Origin of the sequence: Actinokineospora diospyrosa, from assembly GCF_024171925.1 — a bacterium.
Taxonomy (GTDB): domain Bacteria; phylum Actinomycetota; class Actinomycetes; order Mycobacteriales; family Pseudonocardiaceae; genus Actinokineospora; species Actinokineospora diospyrosa.
Map to the genome: position 1 here is coordinate 370,085 of NZ_JAMTCO010000001.1, position 17,338 is coordinate 387,422.

Consider the following 17,338-nt stretch of genomic DNA (forward strand, 5'->3'; position numbering starts at 1 on the left):
GAGCCGTCGCGGTGACCGCGACCACCAAGGGGGGTGTTGGTGGTGGCGTCGCCGGGGGTCGGCGCCACCACCAAGTGGGGTTCACCCCGGCGCGGTGATCGCGCATCATGGACCGCGGCGGATCAGCACACGGGAGGGCGTGCACGGGGTAGCCGAGCCGAACGGAGCCGGGTGCGGTGGGGCGAGACGAGGCCGCGGAACGGGTGGCAGCCACCTTCGCCGCCCTCGCCGTACCCGAGTTGTCGCTCCCGCTGCTCGCCGACACCCTCGGCTGGCCGCTGGACACCACCCGCCACGTGGTCGCAGAGCTGACCGCCGCCGGTGGCCTGGTCCGCACCCGCCCCGGCTGGTTCGCCCCGGCCGGGCATGCGCAGTCCAGCGCGGACCCGGCGCTGCGGGCGCGGTTCGTGACCGTCCTGACGACGGCCGCCACCTCGGCCGACTGGGTCGCCGAGCACCGACCACACCTGTCCTCGGCCTTCCGCGCCGTTGCGCAGGCAGGTGTCTCGGCGGCGCAGTGCGAACTGGCGCTGGCCCTCTGGGACCTCACCGCCGAACCCCCGTTGCTGCACGACGCGGCGTGGCGCGGCGAGCTGGGCCAGTGGGGGGAGGGCGCCGCCCGGCAGTGGGGGAATCGAGCGGCCCTCGCGGTGCTGCACGAGCGGTCCGGCAGGGTCGCCGCGGCGGCGGGTGACGTGGCGGTGGCGGAGTCGCAGCTGGTACGGGCCTTGCTGCTGTGGCACGAGACCGCCGAACCCGCGGCTACGGGCGTCTTGACGGCCCTGCTGGATCTCTTCCGCCGGACCGGGCAGTGGCACCGTGCCCTGGACGCGGCCTTCGAACTACACGGCGAACAGCGACGGCGCGGTGAGCCCGTGGGGGAGACCTTGCTGGCGATCGGCGAGGTCATGCTGAGCGCGGATCGGCCCGGGGCGGCGGCCCGGTACCTCCAGCGGGCCGAACTCGCCCTGGGCCCGGCGGTGGACCTGCTGGTCTCCCGCGCGGCAGCCGAACGCGGCACGGGCGCCGACGCGGCCTCCCGGCGTCACCTGCACCGAGCCCTCGCCTTGGCGGTGGACGTGGACGACGTCGCCGCCGCCCGCATCCGCGCGCTGCTGCGAGCGTGAACCTGTCGCTGGTGTCCACATAAGTCCGCGCGCACAGGCGAACCGGGCTGCCCGACCACCCGGCGGACTAGGCGGGATCACGCGGTCTCCGCGTTCGGTGCCCACCTCGGCTGAACTCAGCCTGCCGCGTGCCTGCTCTGCCCGGGGCGCTTGGTCGCGGTCGAACTGGACTGCGCAAGAGGCTGCGCAGCCCGGTCGCCGAGCCCGGCTTGCTGAGGGTCTACAGCGCCGCTTCCGGCAAGGGCGGGGTGGGCAAGCGCGGTCACCCTCGCGGTTGCCGTGGTGCAGTCGGTGCCGAGGCAGCCCACCTCCGCAACCTGCTAAGACACGCACACGAGGCGATCTGGGTTCTTGCGGAACAGGACCTCCCGGCACGCGGCACCGGTGGGGTGCGGACCTCGCACCCCACCGACTGGCTAAGGGATCAGCCGCGTGTCCGGGTGGCAGGGGGAGGACCCGGCGAACAGGTGCCGGTCCCAGCCCTTGAGGTGCAGGTCGAAGAAGCCCGCCAGGTAGTCGCGCTGCGCCGCCACCGACCGGGTCGGGTTGACCGTGCCGATCACCCGCTCCTGGGCGCCCGCGGGTAGGTGCGCCCGCACCTGCGGGACGATGAACTGCAGGTCGGTGAACGAGAAGTGCGTGCTGCGGTCCAGGTGCAGGTCGCGCTTCCAGCCGCGCTGGGTGGCCCAGAAGTCGGCCCAGCTCGGGTCCAGGTCGCGGTCCACGTGCGAGTGCTCCAGCTCCCGGCCGGTCACCGGGTCCACGTCGTCCCCGCCGAACAGCAGGAACGGGCGGTCGAGGCCCTCGGTGACCACCCGCCCGGGCAGGTACTGGCCGACCCCGTGGCCCAGGGCGCCGTCGATGTTCACGCCCGCCTTGACTCTGCGGTCGACGACCATGGTCTCGCCTGTGGTGTAGCCGCCGTAGGAGTGGCCCGCCATGCCGATCCGGCTGGTGTCGGCGAACGACAGGTCCGCGAGGCGGTCGAGGACGAACCGGGTGTCGGCGACGCGGGTGTCGATCGCCTTCTTCTTGTCCGCGCCGTTGCCCACGTCGGCCCGCCCGTACTCGACCCGGCCGTCCGGGAACTGCACCGCGGCGGACTCGAACGTGTGCGACATGGACACCACGACGTACCCCCGGCTGGCCAGGTCGTCGACCTTGTCGGCGTAGAACTCGCGCGGGCCCGCGAAGCCCGGCGAGAACAGCACCACCGGCCAGCGGCCGCGCGCGGGTGCCGCGTCCAGCACGGCCCGGCGGCGCACCGAGGTCCAGTCGACGGTCCCCGCGGGCAACCCCAGGAACTCCGGGCTCGCGGCGAGCTGGGTGAACGCGGCGGCCACCCCGCTGGGCAGCCAAGGCGCCCGCGGACCACCCGCCCGCGCCGCCGGGTAGCTCACGGTGAGCATCAGCTCGCGGCGCCGCTGCGGCACCCACGGGTCGGCCCGGCCCGGGTCGACCGCGTGCACCTCCCGGGTCCCCACCGGGTACCGGCCGCTGAGGCCCGGCGTGCTCACCCCCTGGCTCGCCGTCGCGGGCACGGCCATGAGCACCGTCGCGGTCATCGCGGTGACGAGCACCGCGCCGAGCGTTCGCCGGTTCATTGTGGACAAACTCCCCCCTGTTGTGGACCTGACCATCGTCTCGGCGGGTCCCCGCGGCGGGCGTCCTCCCGATGTCTGACGACGGCCTCCTCCGTCCGGGGGAGGGCCGGTCATCCGGGATCGAGTTGTCTCAACTTCAACAATGCAGCAGGCTCACCCTGACCGGTGTGCTCGCCGCAGACGGAGGACGACGCGATGGCACTGCTCGAGGACGGCGCGTGGCGGGGAAAGGTCTGGACCGGGGCCTGGACCGAGGGCGGTGGCGGGACGTACACCGCCGTGGAGCCCGCCACCGGGGAGCCGCTCGGTGAGGTCGGCAAGGCCACCCCGGCCGACGTGCACGCCGCAGCCGAGCGGGCGGTCACCGCACAGCAGGCGTGGGCGGCGGCACCGCACGAGCTGCGGGCCGCGGTGCTGCGCGGCGCGGGTGACCTGCTGACCCTGCACGCCGAGGAGATCAAGGACTGGCTGGCCCGCGAGTCCGGCGCGATCCGCCCGTTCGGCGAGTTCCAGGTCCACACCAGCGCCCAGGAGTGCTACGAGGCCGCCGCGCTGCCCTCGCACCCCTACGGCGAACTGCTGCGCACCGGGGCGCCCCGGTTGTCCTTCGCGCGCAGGCTCCCGGTGGGCGTGGTCGGCGTGATCGCGCCGTTCAACGTCCCCACCATCCTGGCCATCCGCGCGGTCGCCCCGGCGCTGGCCCTGGGCAACGCGGTCATCCTCAAGCCCGACCCGCGCACCGCGATCTCCGGTGGCGCCATCTTCGCCCGGATCTTCGCCGAGGCCGGGCTGCCCGACGGTCTGCTCCAGGTGCTGCCCGGCGGGGCGGACGTCGGTGAGGCGCTGGTGACCGAGCCCGCCGTGCGGGTCATCGCGTTCACCGGGTCGACCAGGGCTGGGCGCGCGGTCGGCGCGCTGGCCGGTCAGCACCTGAAGCGGGCGCACCTGGAACTGGGCGGCAACTCGGCGCTGATCGTGTTGCCGGATGTCGACGTCACCGCGGCCGCGTCGGTCGGCGCGTGGGGCACGTTCACCCACTCCGGGCAGATCTGCATGGCGACCAGCAGGCACCTGGTGCACGAGTCGATCGCCGAGGAGTACACGGCTGTTCTGGCGGAGAAGGTGTCCGCGCTGCCGGTCGGCGACCCGTACCGCGAGCAGGTTGCGCTGGGCCCGCTGATCGACCAGGGGCAGCGCGATCGCGTGCACGGCCTGGTCACCGCCAGCGCCGAGGGCGGCGCGACCGTGCGCACCGGCGGCACGTACGACGGCCTGTTCTACCGGCCGACGGTGCTCGGTGACGTGCCGGTCGACGTGCCCGCCTACCAGGAGGAGATCTTCGGACCGGTCGCGCCGGTGACGCCGTTCGCCTCGATCGACGAGGTCGCCGCGCTGGCCGCCGGGTCCGAGTACGGGCTGTCGCTGGGCATCCTCACCCGGGACCTGCAGGCCGGGCTCGACCTCGCCGAGCGCGTCCCGTCCGGCCTGGTCCACATCAACGACCAGACCGTCAACGACGAGGCAACCGCCCCCTTCGGCGGCGTCGGCTCCTCCGGCACCGGCTCCCGCCACGGCGGCGCCCAGGCCAACATCGAGGCGTTCACCGAGACCCAGTGGGTCACCCTGCGCGGGGACCTGCCCCGGTACCCCTTCTGACTTCCGGGTGGGCGCCGAAGCCGCTCGGCGCCCACCCGGTCCCCTTGCCCTCGCACACCCCCCACCCTCACCCCCCCGCTCTCACCCACACACACACAGCCCCAACCCCGCCAACCTGCCCCTGCCCCCTCCCACCTGTTCCTGCTCGATGGGGCAGCTGTGCACACCCCCACCTCCCCACCAACCCCGCCTCCTGTTCCTGCTCGATGGGGCGGACTTGTTTTGCGTGGGGGGGGGCACCCGTAGCGTTTCCTCGCGGCAGGGCCAGTCTTTTCGGCCCCTGCTGTGCGGACCTGCCACGGGTGTTGTAGGGGCCCCACGCAAAACAAGTTCGCCCCATCGAGCCCACCGCACTAGCAACCACCGCGGACCCTGTCGATGCCGCGCGCCATCGAGCCCACTGCGTTCCGAACCACCGCAGACCCCGTCGACACTGCGCCCCATCGAGCCACCCGCTCCCCGCACACCAGTTCCCCGGTTGTGGAGGAATGGTGAGGGTGTGCGGAGTCTGTGTGCGCACCCGGTTCTCCCGATGATCTCCGGCTTAAGCTCCGAACGCCCACTGGGGGCCACGCGGGAGTTGCTGGGGGTCAGGCGAACCATGGCCGATGTCAAGGTGCTGGAAGCACAACGCTGGGTCAACGCGACGTACGGCGCTGTGCCCGGGTACGTGCGCTGCCCGGAGGACGGGAAGACGGCGTGGAGCACCATGTTCTCGCTCACCCGTGCGCTGCAACGGGAACTGGGCATCGCGACGCTGTCGGACAGCTTCGGTCCGACGACGTTGTCCCTGCTCACCCAACGCGGCAACGTCGGGCCGGGGTACGCCAACGCCAACATCGTCCGCATCGTGCAGCACGCCTTGTTCTGCAAGGGTTACTGGGGCGGCACGACCAACGGCGTCTACAGCCAGGCGACGCTCACCGCGGTCACCCAGCTCAAGTCGGACATGGGCGTCGGCGGTGACGGGACCCTGCCGCCGAAGGTGTTCAAGGCGCTGCTGACCATGGACGCCTACGTGCTGCTCTCCGGCGGCGACGAGCAGGTGCGGCTGATCCAGCAGTGGCTCAACAACCGGTACCTGGCCAAGTCCACCTTCTTCGCGACCCCTTGCGACGGGCACTTCTCGCGGGACGTGCAGAAGGCGCTGATGAAGGCGCTGCAGTACGAGTTCGGCATCCCCGAAGACCAGGTGACCGGCAACTTCGGCCCGGCGACGCAGAGCGGGTTGCGCGCGCACCCGGTGTCGCTGGGGCAATCCGGGGTGTTCGTGCAGTTGTTCAGCGCGGCTTGCGTGTTCAACGGCCCGGTGCCCGACGACACCATCCCGGGCAACAACACGATCCCGATCCGCACCGCCTTCAAGTCCATATTCGACCCCGCGCTCAAGCAGTTCGTCGAGTTCTTCCAACGGTTCTCCGCGCTCCCGGCCTCCGGCTACGGCGACTACCAGACCTGGTCGCAACTGCTGGTCTCCAGCGGTGACCCGGACCGGCCCGCGACCGCGTGCGACACCCGGTTCCACATCAGCATCACCCGGGCGCAGGCGCTGCGCGCGGCCGGGTACACCGTCGTCGGGCGCTACCTCGACGAGGACGCCACCAGCACCCTGGACAAGGAACTGCAGCCCGGCGAACTGGAGGCGATCTTCGCCGGTGGGCTGCGGGTGTTCCCCATCTCGCAGTACAACGCCCGCGAACTGCCCGACTTCACCTACGAGCAGGGCTACCAGCACGCGTTGCGCGCCCACGCGCGGGCCGTCGGCTACGGGTTCAACCGGGGCGCGGTGATCTACTTCGCGGTGGACTACGACGCGACCGACGAGCAGATCGACAGCAACATCCTGCCCTACTTCCGCGGTGTGCAGGCGGGTTTGGCCAACCAGGGCAAGCGCTACCTCGCGGGCGTGTACGGGTCGCGCAACGTGTGCTCGCGGGTGACCGACGAGGCCTACGCCCGGTTCTCCTTCGTGTCCGGGATGTCCTGGGGCTTCTCCGGGAACCTGGGCTTCCCGCTGCCCGCGAACTGGTCGTTCAACCAGATCAAGGAGTTCTCGTTCGTCTCCGGGACCGACCGGTTCGACCTGGACCGCGTGGTGCACCGGGTCGGCGGTGATCCCGGTGTCGGGCCGGAGGGTGTTGGCGGACAACAGTCCCCTGTGGACACCTACCTCCGGTACGTCGACGACCTGTACGCGACCGCGGTTCGCTACGGCAAGGGCGATCCGAACCTGCTCACCGCTGAGTACCTGCGTTACCCGAACTACGTCGACCTCTACTCCGGCTGGCAGAACCTCATCGGCGACGTCAACCGCGACTGGATCGCCTATGCCGATCGCGCCGGTCTGAGCAAGGTGACCCGCTACCTCGACCCCTGCTACGGCGTGGAGATCGGCGTCGACCACTTCGGCGCGACCGCGAACGCCGTGCTGCTGCGCGGAACCGGCTCGCGAAGATCAACGTGAGCTCCTCGTTCCCGTTCGCCGACCTGGTCGAGGACGTCGACGGCTACCTGGTCGCCGCGGCGGTGCTGGCGGGCACACCGATCAACGTCGCCGTGCGCGACCAGCTGACCAGCGGCCACTTGTCGCGCTTCCGCCGGTTCGTCGACCTGCGCCACGGTGGCCGCGCCGACCACGTGGTGTCGACCGCGCGCAACCTGCTGGGCAGCGCGGGCGACACCGAACTCGCTGCCCTGCGCACGGCGGCGATCAAGCGGACCGGCGGGTGGGACACGCTGCTGCCCGGCCACATGCCCGACAGCAAGCTCGACCCGTTCCTGCAGGGCTACGCCGACACGCTACTCGGCCTGGTCGGCCAGGAGAACGCCCGCAGGCTGCGGCTGGGCTGATGGTCGGGGCAGTCGTCACCGCGGTACCGCTGGTGGCCATCGCGGGCGCGGTGGTCCTGTTGGCGCACCGCGCAAGCAGGCGACTGCCCCGGTCCGTCCGCCCCTGGGTCGTCGCTGGTGTCCTCATCGGAGTGTTGACCGTCGCGACGTATGGGTGGGGCGCCGCTCATCTGTACACACCGGACATCAGTGAGACCTGCGCGCTGGTGCACGGGATCGCCTGGGACGCCCGCGTCGGCGGAACGACTTTACTACCACTGAGCAGACAATGTGCCGCAGGCGTCGACCTGGTGCCCGGCTACGTCAACCCGGCACTGGCCGGACTCGCACTGGCGGTGACCGCCTGCCTGGGGATGGCGGCCCGCGCGTGGACAAGAACTCTGGGAGGAGTCCGAACATGACAACACTGGGACGACGGGGTTTCCTCGCGGGCGTGGGCGGTGTCGCGCTCACCCTCTCCGTCGGCGCGACCGAGGCCACCGCCGCGCCAACCGAGTGGCGAGGCCGCGACTCGGCGAACGGCTGGCCCATCCGCACCCGCGGCATGACCGAAGTCCGCGTCGAGGGCTCCACCGCCACCATGACCGTGTTGGCAGGCCCTGCCGCCATCCTCTTGGCGCATGTGGCCCGCCGCTTCCACTACGAGATCGCCCCTCTCGGCCCCGGTGACATCCTCGGCCACACAACAGACCGCCGAGTCGGCGCGCTCCAGTCCAACCACCTCTCCGGCACCGCCATCGCCATCCTCCCCGCCGCTTACCCTCTTTCTGTTGCCGGCGGCCTCTACCCGCATGAGATCGCCACAATCCGAGACATCCTCGCCGATTGCAGCCCGGCTGTTCGTTGGGGTGGTGACGATCCCAGTGCTCCTCAAGAGGGCCACTTCGCACTGGACGCCACTCCTGCGGCTGCCGCTCAGGCGGTTCGGGCTCTGGTGGCCGCCGGAACAATCCCCGATCCGTTCACCCCGCTCCGGCGGGCCCGCGCGCTGGACCTGGCCCGCCGTCAACGCCGCCGGTAGCACCTGGTCGGCTTCGGGGGTCGGCCTCGTCGCCTGGCGGCGAGCTCGGCGACCCGGGATCGGACGCCTCGTTGCCTGGCGGCGACCTCGGCGCCCGATCCGCGACAATGCGAAAAGCTCGATGCGGTGGACCTGTTTTGCGCGGGGCCCCTACAACACCCGTGCTGGGCCTAAAAGCTGGGGGCCAAAGAGCCGGCCCAGCCAGCCGCCGAGCGAGGCTACGGGTGTTGTCCCCCCACGCAAAACAGGTCCACCCCATCGAGCATTTGGCACCAGCGAGTCCGACTGTCCAGGGGCTGGGAAGGTGGGCTGGGGCGGACCTGACGGCAGCTGGGTTGGCACCGCCAGGTCCGAGTGTCCGGGGGCTGGCCGGGTTGGGTTGGCGTGTGGTTGTCCACAACGTGTTCTGTTGTCCACAGGCATTGGTCGCTGGCCCGGTTCTGTCGGGCTCGCTCGGTAGGCTGTATATCGGGGGCTCTTGCAGCGGATGATCTTGCGTGGGCGGGCAGGTCTCAGCGGCTTCCGGGTGTCCAGGGGTCGGCTAGGTGGTTGGGGCGGGTCGGGTTGGCGCCGCTGGGTTCTGGTGTCCAGGGGCTGATTCGGTGCCCAAGGGCTGACCTGACGGGAGCTGGGTTGGCACCGGCGGGTCCGAGTGTCCAGGCGCTGGGCAGGTGGGCGGTTGTCCACAACGTGTTCTGTTGTCCACAGGTCGCAATCGCTGGCGCGGTTCTGTCGGGGTTTCTCGTTAGGCTGTGTATCGGGGGCTCTTGCGGCAGATGATCTTGCGAGGCGGGCGGGACCCAGCGGCGTCCGGGTGTCCAGGGGCCTAAGTGCGGTAGGGCAAGGGGTCGGTGAGGCTGAGCAAGCGCAGGAGGTCTGGGGCGTAGTAGGCCTTGGCGTAGGGCTTTTCGTCCAGGCGGTGTAGGACTCCGGCGTCCACTAGGCGGGCGCAGAGGTCGCCCGCGTTCTTCGTCGTGATGCCGTGCAGTTCGGCGATCTGGCGGTGGTTGGTGACGGGGGTGGCGATGAGGCTGGTGAGGACCTTGCGGATGTTGCCGGTGCGTCGACCGGGGAGGCGGTGGTGCAGGGCTTCGTGCGCGGCCTCCAGCTTGGTGATCAGCAACAGCTCTTCCCTTGACACGGTGCGGATGCCGTTCGCGAAGAACGCAATCCACTGCTCGTAGTCGCCCTCGTCGGCGAGTAGGCGCACGCGTGCTCGGTACTCGCCGAGGTTGCGATCGATCCAGGTGGACAGCGGCAACACCTGGCCGCGCAGGACACCGGAGCGGGCCAGCTCCAGGCCGACGTAGAGCCGGGCGATGTGGCCGTTGCCGTGCCGGAACGGGCGGACGACCTCGTGGAAGAAGTGGCCGAGGGCGACCTTGGCCAGCACCGGGACCTCGGTCTCGCCGACCGACCACGCGGCGAACTGCTCGAACGCCGCCCGGCTCGCCGCCCCCGGCGGGCTCGCGAGCAGGAACGGGTCGCTGCCGCCGAGCCAGGAGTGGTGGGTGCGCCAGACCTCGGTCTCGCTGCCGCCGAACGCGGTCGCCACGGCCGACATCAGGGCGACGTGGTCGGTCACCCCCGCGCGCACGGCCGCGAACCCGGTGTCACCCGCGCGCAGGTAGCTGGTGATGGCAGGCTCGACCGCGGTCTCCGGCCGCACGCCGGGCAGTTGCGACACCAGCACCTCCAGCAGCGCCGTGCTGATCCCGTCCAGCCGGGCCGACCGCTGCACCTCGCGGACCTGCGTCGCGCGCACCAGTGCCGACGGGTCGAGCAGGCGCACGGTGGCCTCGTCCAAGCGCCCCAACGCTTCCTGCGCGTCGGCGAGTCCGCGGTGGGTGCGCGAGGACAGCAGCACGTCCGAGGGCAGCGGCTTGGGCAGGAACGCCCCCTCGGCCACCAGCCGCCGCGGCACGGTGTCCCGCCCGTCGCGCACCGGGATCCACATACCCGCGGGGGAAGACCGCACCGGGGAAGACCGCGTCGTCTCCATGGCCGGGAAGCCTCCAAGACGCGGACTGATATCCACAAACGGTGCGATCTCGGCTTCCTTGATCGACACCTGGCCCCGGCGGCGGGGATTGGTCCACTCGTCGACCGGTCGATTCGCCAGATCAACACGGCTGCGGGCAGGCGGCGCGCGCGTCCTGGCCCCGTGGTGGTCCACTCCCGTTGGGCGTTTTCCGGACAAAGGCGCGCGCGTCGCCGCCACCGCGTCCGGTGCAACCACCGAAGTTCACCCGAACGACGCAATTGTCCCCGGGCTGCTGGGCGAGCGCGCGGAAACGGCGCACCCCGTTCGGCTTATCGCAGCACCGGACGCCCCGCTCAGCGGACCAACCGGTCGAGGGCGTCGAGCGTGTAGCGGCCCACCTTCCGGCCCAACTCGACCCCCACCTCGTCGGCGACCCGCGTGTGGATCCCCGACCACACCCGAGCGTTCACGTTGTCCCGGCTCAACTCCCGCCAAGCCTGGTAGCGGAACACCACACCGGGCGCCGTCGGGCTGGTCAGCTCGAACGGTTCCCGGGTGCGCGGTCCGGTCAGCGCGGTCAGCACCTGCTCGGCCACCCCCGCGTACGTCCCGTGCCCGCTCGGGTAGTCCGGGTGCGCGGGCGTGACGTGCAACGGCGTCCAGTCCGGCAACCCGCCCGCCCGCAACGCGGTCACCGGCCGCCAGAGCAAGTAGGTGTACTTCGCGTCGGAAGTGGCGATTTGTGTGTCGACCGCGGCGATGTTGAACACGGCCACCAGGGTCACCCGGTCGGTCAACGACCCGCGCGACTCGGTCAGCGCCACCCGCAGCGGGGTCAGGAAAGCGGGCTGCGAACCCTGGTACCAGAACGACGCCACCGTCGTCTGGGCCTCGGTGCGGACCGTGCTCGTGCTCGACCCGAAGTCGCGCGCCTCGGCGAGATCGCGCTGGTAGCGCGCCGAGTCCAGCGCGGGTGGCGGGGCTGGCCGGAACTGGTCGGCCCGGCGCAGCGCGAAGGGCTTGGCCGCGCGGTTGCCGTACTGGATCGCGGGGGAGTACGCGGGTGGTGTCGGCCGCCAGGCGCCTGGTGCGGCGGGTGGTACTACGAATGGCGCGTTCACTGACGCGGGGTCTAGGCCGTCGCCTGAGCGCTCGGTCAAGATTCGCTTCGCTTGCGCTGAACCTTCGCTTGTGCCGCGGGATTTGCTTGGGCCGTTGGGGATTCTGGCGAGGGTGGTGGCTAGGGCGCGGTCTACTTCGGGGGCTTGGCTGGGTACCAGGTTGATCAGTGTGTCGTGCACGGCGGTGGCTACGGCTGCTTCGGTGAAGGTGCGGTCGTGGCCGTGGCGGGCTGCCCGGGCTGCGGCTAGCCAGCTGATGGCCCATGTTCGATTGTTGGTTATCTGGGTGGGGGCGGGTGCGGCGGCGATGGTTCGAGCGGTGATGTCGTACCACTCTTGGGCTAGGTCGATGCGGGTTGCTTGGGCTTGTGGTGGGGAGATGAGGGCGGTGGCTGCTGTTAGTGCTGCTAGGGCTGCTAGGTGGGATCGCATGGTTTGTTCAACCATGGTGGGTTGGGGGGTGTCTAGGTTGCCCAACAGGTGAACGGGGTTGTGGGGTCTACAAAGGACTGGGGTCGGCCTCGTCGCCTGGCGGCGAGCTCGGCGACCTGGATCGGACGGCCTCGTTGCCTAGCGGCAACCTCGGCGTCCGATCCGCGGCAATGCGAAGAGCTCGATGGGGCGAACTTGTTTTGCGTGGGGCCCCTACAACACCCGTGGCAGGACCGCAAAGCAGGGGCCCAAAAGCAGGCCCTGCTGCGAACGACGCTACGGGTGTTGTCCCCCCACGCAAAACAAGTCCGCCCCATCGAGCCGGCCTGGCACCAGCGAGTCCGACTGCGCGGGGCTGGGAAGGTGGGCTGGGGCGGACCTGACGGGGGGCGAGTTGGCAGGGCCGACGAGAGCGGGCTGGGATGACACCGACGGGTCCGAGTGTCCACGGGCTGATCAGGTGGGCTGGGGCGGTCCTGACGGGGGGAGGGGTTGGCACCGCTGGGTCCGAGTGTTCCGGGGCTGGCCAGGGTGGGCTGGGGCGGTCCTGACGGGGCTGGCATCGCTGCGTCCGAGTGTCCGGGTTTGGGTGGGTTGGATCGGTGGGTTGGGGTGACGCCAGCAGGTTTCGTGGGTCCAGGGGCGGAGTCGAGTTGGGGTGGCCTGGCGGGTGGTTGTCCACAACGTGCCCTGTTGTCCACAGGCCTTGGTCGCAGGCCCGGTTCTGTCGGGCTTTCTCGTTAGCCTGTATATCGGGGGCTCTTGTGGCAGATGATCTTGCGGGGGCGGGCAGGTCCCAGCGAATGCCGGGTGTTCAGCGGTCGGTCAGGTGGGTGGGGCGGCCCTGGTGGGCTTTCCTGCAGTTGGGTGGCTGAGCGGGTGGTGACGCCCGATGGGGGGTGGGGTGGGGGGAATGGCGGACGTGGGGGTGGGGCGGTGGGTAGCATCGGTCGGCCTTGGAGTGGCTGGCTGGTGTGGGGGAGAGGGGCGGGTGCGGGATGGACGAGCGGCCCGCGTTCAACCCGTTTGTGCCGCCTCAGCGGTGGGTGAGCAAGGCCATGCTGTCGCTGCGTCCCATTGACCACCCCGAGCACGATGACCACTACGTGGACGTGTGTGGTAGCGCGCGGGCTTATCAGCGGTTGGTGGGCTCTCCCGATGTGGTCGAGGACATTGTGACCACCGGGAGTTACGTGCTGGCGTTCGGTGAGTCCGGCTGCGGCAAGACCGCGCTGGTCAACCGGTGCGCGCATTGGGTGCGGGAGGCCCTGCGCGAGGCGCTCGATGCCCGGGTTGTGGTCGTTGACCTGCGCAAACACGCTCTTGCGCTGGAGTCATCCAGCGTGGCGACGCGGATCGGGTGGGCCTGCCAGCGGCTGGTCAGGGCCTTGCGCGACGAGAAGGCCCTGGTCGACCCGGCCGCCCCCGAGTTGGACTCCGAGGACCCCGATCAGATCCTGCCCGAGCTCGACTCCCTGCTCGACCCGAGCCTCGCGCTGGTCGTCCTGCTGCCCGACCACCTGGACCTGGTGCGCGAGGTGCTGCTCTACGCCAGCGGCATGCTCAGCCCGCGGGTGCTCTACCTGGCCGAGTCCGCCCTGCTCACCGACGCGCAGGTGCGCAAGATCGAGCTGGACCTGGAGGACACCCGGCCGCCGACCGTGCTGCGGTTGCGCACCCTGACCCGCCCCGACGTGCTGCGGTTCGTCGACGACCGGCTCGACCGCCACCGCGGGGCCGGGCGCTACCCGGGGCTCACCGAGGCCGCGGTGAGCGAGCTCGTGTCCACCAAGTCGGTCAAGACGCTGCAGCGGACCCTGCTGCGCACGTTCGAGATGTTGCGCGGTGAGGCCGTGAACTACATTGAGTCCTACGCGGTGACCGTCGAGGATCTGAATCGATACACCAAGGGAATCCAGTCATGAGCGGCGTCGATCCGACCCGGAGGCGGGAGCGCAGGCGCAACCCGTACAACGCGATGGCGGTCGCCACCACCTCGGTGGTCGGCGGGGACGCGGCCACCGCTGACGTCACCGTGGTCACCGACGCCATGCGCCGCGCCTACCGGCTGCTCGACGACTACCTCGACGCCGATGCCGACCCCGCCTCCGCCGGGGTGGTCGTCGCCCTGCTGGGCAACTACGGCATGGGCAAGACCCACCTGGCGGTCCGGCTGGTCCGGCACGCCCGCGCCGTGCTGGGCGGCCCGACCAAGGCGATCTACCTCGACGCCAACGCCGAGGACTTCCTGTCGTTGTACCTGCGGTTCATGCGCGAGGTCGGCGAGGACGCGCTGGTCACCCAGGTCCGCGACTACTACGCCGACGTGGTCGCCGCCGCGCTGCAGGAGACCGGGCTCTCCGGCGACGCGCTGCGGGCGCTGACCGCGGGGCAGGTCACCCCGCAGCGGGTCATCCGCGAACTGGGCATGCTGGAGAGCGCGCTGCTGCGGCGGGTGCAGGAGACCCTGGTCGGGGTCACCGGCGAGCACGACTTCAGCACCGTGCTGACCCTGCTGCTGCGGTCCGGGTTCGACGAGGCCGTCTGGCGCTGGCTCACCGGCGGCGAGCCGGACGAGATCCTGGTCGACCGGGGGATCACCCGGCGCATCGACAACGAACTCGCCGCCCTGGAGGCGATGCGGGTCATCGCGCTGCTGTTCGCCGGGCTGCGCAACCGGTTCGTGCTGGTGATCGACGAGCTGGACAAGATCTTCTCCACCGGGCACCGGCCCAACGACACGCTGATGGCCCGGTTCCAGGACCTGCTCGCGGTCAGCGCCAGCACCGGCGCCTGCCTGGTCCTGTGTGGACTGCCCGACAGCTGGGAGGTGCTGACCCCGGCGGTGCGGGCGCGGATCCCGGTGCGCCTCGACCTCGCCGGGCTCACCGACGACGAGATCACCGAGTTCGTGCTCCAGTCGCACCGGCAGGTCCTGGGGTACGACGGCATCCAACCGTTCACCCCGGTCGCCATCCGCATGATCGGCAGGCTGACCAGAGGCCACGCGCGCGACGTGATCCGGTTGTGCCGCAAGGCATTCCGGCTCGCCGACAACGCCTCGACCGCCGCGGGACACGAGGTGCTCGTCGACGAGGCGATCCTGCAGGCGGCCGCGGCCGACGAGTTCGGCGCCCCCAACCTCGACGACGTCGTCGGCCAGGTCTGGCGGCTGGCCGAGCGGCGGGGTTGGGACCCGCGCCGCGACCACATGCTCGACGCGGCGCCGTTGGCGCGCGCGGACTTCTGGATCACCTTCCCCGAGTTCGACAGCGGGGCCGCCCTGCTGATCGCCCCGTCGCTGGTCGAGGACGCCGAGGTGGCCAGGCTGCTCGACCGGATCACCGCCCTGCGCGCCGCCGCTCCCGCCGCCGAGATCGTGGTGGTCGTCGTCGGTGTGCCCACCGACCTGGCCGTGGTCCGGGTGCGCGACGCGCTCGAGCGCGACCTGCTCGTGGTGCGCCCGCACAGCTTCACCGAAGACCTCACCGCGGTCCTGGAATCCGCCCGCACCCGGTTGCCGCGCGCCGCGTCCGACGATTCGCTCGGCGGGGTCCGCAGGCAGCTCGACACCTGGCTGGCCCGCATCGCCTCCAGCCAGCGGGAACTCGCCGAAGCCCTCACCCGCCGGGTCGACGACCTCGCCGCGACCGTCCACATCGGAGAGACCGCCCGCGTCCAGGACGACACCCTGCCCGCCGCCCTGGCGGAACTGTTCGACGAGGCCGCCGCCTCCCTCGACGACCTGGCCCACATCCGCGTCGACCCCGGCGTCTTCGCCCACGACGTGATCGCCACCGCCGACCCCCTGGTCATCCGCCTGCGCGAACCGTCCATTGTGGCCGCCACCGGCTCTGCCGTGCTCCTGCGCCAAGTCGTGGAAACCTTCCGCGTCGTGCTGACCGAGTGGTACGGCACCCACAAGTCCCGAATGGACTCCGCCGCACGCGACCTGCTCGACCGCATGTGCGACACCTACGACAACATCACCGACGCCCTACCCGCCCGCGGCGCCCTCGTCGACCTGGTCCGAGCTGGCCTGCTCGCGGGCCCGGTGCGCCAGCGGGCGGAACGGGCGCTGTCGGACTTCAGCTTCCGAGTCCGCGAAGCAGTCCTCGAGTCAGTTGCCAACCGCTGACCCACCCGGCAACCACGTCACCGGGAGCACAGTCCACGGCCCCGTCGTGCAAGCCCAGCAGTTGGTCGTCGAACTGGTCGTGCACTCCTCGGACCTCGCCGAAGCACCACCGGACCGGACACGGCTCGCCGAGTGGGTGGTGGACCTGTTCCGGCGCGATCCCGAGCTGTGGAGCCGGTTCAACCAGGCCGCCGCCGCGGCGGAGGGCGACCTGTCCGACCCGGTGCGCCGCGAGTTCCGCGGCTTGCTGGGCCAGGTGGGCCAGGCCGCGGCGGGGATGAGCACAGCGGTGTCCGAGCAGTGGAACCGTGGCCTCGCCGAGATGGTCGGTGTCCGGCAACGGATGCGATCGGCCCGCTCTGAGGCCGGCCAGCTCGACTGGGGAGCCGATGGCCCGTACCCCGGCCTGGCCGCCTACACCGACCGGCACGCGTCGGTGTTCTTCGGCCGCGAACGCACGTTGGCACGGTTGCTGGCCGAGCTGGGAAAGCCCCGCACAGAGCCACTTTTCGTCATTGGCGTGTCGGGCGTGGGCAAGTCCTCGCTGCTGCGCGCGGGACTGGTCCCGGCGATCGAGCGGGGTGAGCTGCTGGTTCCCGGATCGGCGTCGTGGCCCCGGGTCGTGTTCACCCCGCGCGGTGCGCCGTTGACCGGATTGCGGGCCGTGCTGGGGGATGGCAGGACGGCGCTGGTGATCGACCAGTTCGAGAACGCCCTGCTGGAGCGCGACCCCGAACGCGGCGCCTTCCTCGCCGCGGTAAGGGAAGCAGCTCGTGACCACCTGGTCGTGATCGGCCTCCGCGCTGACGCATACGCCCTGTGCTCGGCGGCGTTCTCCCTACAGGGCAACACATTCACCGTCGGTCGGATGAGCGAGCAGGAACTCGCCCGCGCGATCACCGCCCCAGCGGGTGCCGCGGGCGTAACCCTCGCGGACGGCCTCGCCGACCTGATGATCGAGGACCTGCGCGACCTCGGCCCGGACCCGCACTACCACCCCGGCGCCCTGCCCCTGCTCGGCTACGCCCTGCACGCCACCTGGCACCGCCACCGCGGCACCACCCTCACCCTCGCCGACTACCACGCGTCCGGCCGGGTCCGCGGCGCCCTGGTCGAAGCCGCCGACCAGGTCCTGGAATCCCTCCCCGAACCCGACGTCCGCGCGGTCCTGGTCGCCCTGGTAACCCTGGGCGAAGAAGGCGCCCACCGCCGCCGCCGAGTCCCCGTCGAGCTCATCGCGGGCCCCGTCCTGACCGAACTCCACGCCGCTCGCCTGGTCACCATCACCGACAACCAAGCCGAAATCTCCCACGACGCCTCCTCCGCTCCTGGCCCCGCCTCCAGACCTGGCTAGCCGAAGCCGCCGAATCTGCCCCCTTCCTCGACAGGCTCTCCAAAAGAGCCC

At 70.9% G+C, this 17,338-nt stretch carries 12 protein-coding genes; 9 read left to right on the top strand and 3 right to left on the bottom strand.

Annotated features, from left to right (window positions below):
• Window positions 1–176: 176 nt before the first annotated feature.
• A complete protein-coding gene (locus LV75_RS01465; protein WP_253884725.1) occupies window positions 177–1,127 on the top strand; it encodes a hypothetical protein in 951 nt (316 codons plus the stop codon).
• Window positions 1,128–1,543: 416 nt separating this feature from the next.
• Here the strand turns inward: LV75_RS01465 and LV75_RS01470 are convergent, their stop codons facing one another.
• Window positions 1,544–2,731 carry an alpha/beta hydrolase family protein gene (locus LV75_RS01470; protein WP_253884726.1) on the bottom strand — a complete coding sequence of 396 codons (1,188 nt, stop codon included), beginning with the start codon at window positions 2,729–2,731 and terminating at the stop codon, window positions 1,544–1,546.
• A gap of 195 nt (window positions 2,732–2,926) precedes the next feature.
• Here LV75_RS01470 and LV75_RS01475 point away from each other — a divergent pair, with 195 nt between their 5' ends.
• The 5 genes from LV75_RS01475 (at window position 2,927) to LV75_RS01495 (ending at window position 8,258) form a co-directional block, all read left to right on the top strand.
• Window positions 2,927–4,387 (top strand): benzaldehyde dehydrogenase, encoded by a 1,461-nt coding sequence (locus LV75_RS01475; RefSeq protein WP_253884727.1) that lies wholly within the window; start codon window positions 2,927–2,929, stop codon window positions 4,385–4,387.
• A gap of 601 nt (window positions 4,388–4,988) precedes the next feature.
• Window positions 4,989–6,851 carry a glycoside hydrolase domain-containing protein gene (locus tag LV75_RS01480; protein WP_253884728.1) on the top strand — a complete coding sequence of 621 codons (1,863 nt, stop codon included), beginning with the start codon at window positions 4,989–4,991 and terminating at the stop codon, window positions 6,849–6,851.
• Window positions 6,848–7,237 (top strand): hypothetical protein, encoded by a 390-nt coding sequence (locus LV75_RS01485; RefSeq protein WP_253884729.1) that lies wholly within the window; start codon window positions 6,848–6,850, stop codon window positions 7,235–7,237. Before LV75_RS01480 ends, LV75_RS01485 begins: the two co-directional genes overlap by 4 nt.
• Window positions 7,237–7,638, top strand: coding sequence for a hypothetical protein (locus LV75_RS01490; RefSeq protein ID WP_253884730.1), 402 nt, complete (start codon window positions 7,237–7,239; stop codon window positions 7,636–7,638). The genes LV75_RS01485 and LV75_RS01490 overlap by 1 nt, the downstream gene beginning before the upstream one ends.
• On the top strand, window positions 7,635–8,258 hold the full coding sequence (locus tag LV75_RS01495) for a M15 family metallopeptidase domain-containing protein (protein ID WP_253884731.1): 624 nt from the start codon (window positions 7,635–7,637) through the stop codon (window positions 8,256–8,258). The genes LV75_RS01490 and LV75_RS01495 overlap by 4 nt, the downstream gene beginning before the upstream one ends.
• 826 nt (window positions 8,259–9,084) lie before the next feature.
• On the opposite strand, the gene LV75_RS01500 is transcribed toward LV75_RS01495, so the two are convergent.
• Window positions 9,085–10,260 (bottom strand): Fic family protein, encoded by a 1,176-nt coding sequence (locus tag LV75_RS01500; protein WP_253884732.1) that lies wholly within the window; start codon window positions 10,258–10,260, stop codon window positions 9,085–9,087.
• Between the two features lie 335 nt (window positions 10,261–10,595).
• Entirely contained in the window at window positions 10,596–11,363 is a 768-nt protein-coding gene (locus tag LV75_RS01505) for a vanadium-dependent haloperoxidase (RefSeq protein ID WP_253884733.1), read from the bottom strand.
• Between the two features lie 1,430 nt (window positions 11,364–12,793).
• Here LV75_RS01505 and LV75_RS01510 point away from each other — a divergent pair.
• The 3 genes from LV75_RS01510 to LV75_RS01520 are packed head-to-tail and all read left to right on the top strand — an operon-like array spanning window position 12,794 to window position 17,287.
• Entirely contained in the window at window positions 12,794–13,720 is a 927-nt protein-coding gene (locus tag LV75_RS01510; protein ID WP_253884734.1) for a hypothetical protein, read from the top strand.
• Window positions 13,717–15,933: a hypothetical protein gene (locus LV75_RS01515; protein ID WP_253884735.1), complete on the top strand. Its 2,217-nt coding sequence runs from the start codon at window positions 13,717–13,719 to the stop codon at window positions 15,931–15,933. Before LV75_RS01510 ends, LV75_RS01515 begins: the two co-directional genes overlap by 4 nt.
• Window positions 15,920–17,287, top strand: a complete 1,368-nt coding sequence (locus LV75_RS01520) for an ATP-binding protein (RefSeq protein WP_253884736.1) — start codon at window positions 15,920–15,922, stop codon at window positions 17,285–17,287. The genes LV75_RS01515 and LV75_RS01520 overlap by 14 nt, the downstream gene beginning before the upstream one ends.
• Window positions 17,288–17,338: the final 51 nt, after the last annotated feature.

What these genes read in the sequence shown, in the direction of transcription:
- LV75_RS01480 (WP_253884728.1), top strand. Translation starts at nt 4,989, where the DNA reads ATGGCCGATGTCAAGGTGCTGGAAGCACAACGCTGGGTCAACGCGACG.
- LV75_RS01475 (WP_253884727.1), top strand. Translation starts at nt 2,927, where the DNA reads ATGGCACTGCTCGAGGACGGCGCGTGGCGGGGAAAGGTCTGGACCGGG.
- LV75_RS01490 (WP_253884730.1), top strand. Translation starts at nt 7,237, where the DNA reads ATGGTCGGGGCAGTCGTCACCGCGGTACCGCTGGTGGCCATCGCGGGC.
- LV75_RS01470 (WP_253884726.1), bottom strand. Translation starts at nt 2,731, where the DNA reads ATGAACCGGCGAACGCTCGGCGCGGTGCTCGTCACCGCGATGACCGCG.
- LV75_RS01510 (WP_253884734.1), top strand. Translation starts at nt 12,794, where the DNA reads ATGGACGAGCGGCCCGCGTTCAACCCGTTTGTGCCGCCTCAGCGGTGG.
- LV75_RS01495 (WP_253884731.1), top strand. Translation starts at nt 7,635, where the DNA reads ATGACAACACTGGGACGACGGGGTTTCCTCGCGGGCGTGGGCGGTGTC.
- LV75_RS01500 (WP_253884732.1), bottom strand. Translation starts at nt 10,260, where the DNA reads ATGGAGACGACGCGGTCTTCCCCGGTGCGGTCTTCCCCCGCGGGTATG.
- LV75_RS01515 (WP_253884735.1), top strand. Translation starts at nt 13,717, where the DNA reads ATGAGCGGCGTCGATCCGACCCGGAGGCGGGAGCGCAGGCGCAACCCG.